Origin of the sequence: Pantoea sp. ANP04 (assembly GCF_041982285.1) — a bacterium.
Lineage (GTDB): Bacteria > Pseudomonadota > Gammaproteobacteria > Enterobacterales > Enterobacteriaceae > Pantoea > Pantoea eucalypti.
The window spans coordinates 1-616 of the sequence record NZ_JAUTYS010000080.1; the positions used below are offsets into that span (position 1 = coordinate 1).

Genomic DNA, 616 nt, shown 5'->3' on the forward strand with positions numbered 1-616 from the left:
AGCCGCCGGCCTGGACGAACTCGGTGGCGCGTTTTTCGTCGGGTTTCTCGACGAACTGCGCGACCCGGCTGATGCCTTCCGGCAGCAGCGCATCGTTGCTGGACTTGATGTAGCCGTAGCCGGTTTCCGGTTTGGTCGCCGGCACGCCGAACAGCACCATTTCGCCCCGCTCGGCGGCCACGGTGGCCAGGGCCAGGGCCCGTTGCAGGGCTTTCTGGTCGTCCAGGACGTGGTCGGCGGGCAGCACCAGCAGTTGTGCGTCAGCGCCGTAGTGCTGGTTGACGTGCAGCGCTGCGGCGGCAATGGCCGGCGCGGTATTACGGCCGAAGGGGTCGAGGATGAAATCCAGTTCAAGCTGAGTCTTGTTCAGCGGGCGGTAGTCATCCAGGGTGCGAAAGAGCACTTCACGGTTGGTCACCGTCAGCAACCGGCCGACGTCTTTCAGGGCCGTGGCGCGCACGAAGGTCTTCTGCAGCAGGCTCTCGCCGTCTGGCAGGCGCATGAAGGGTTTGGGCATCGCCTCACGGGACACCGGCCACAGGCGGGTGCCGGCGCCGCCAGCAATGATGCAGGGAATGAGCGGGCTCATTTAGAAGGCCTCGTGGATCATGATGAC

General features: G+C 65.1%; 1 protein-coding gene. It reads right to left on the reverse strand.

Going from position 1 to position 616, the window contains the following annotated elements; translation table 11 throughout:
- Positions 1–589 (reverse strand): sugar phosphate nucleotidyltransferase (locus Q7C21_RS22430; protein WP_375151147.1); only part of this gene is annotated, 589 nt, incomplete at its 3' end.
- Positions 590–616: the final 27 nt, after the last annotated feature.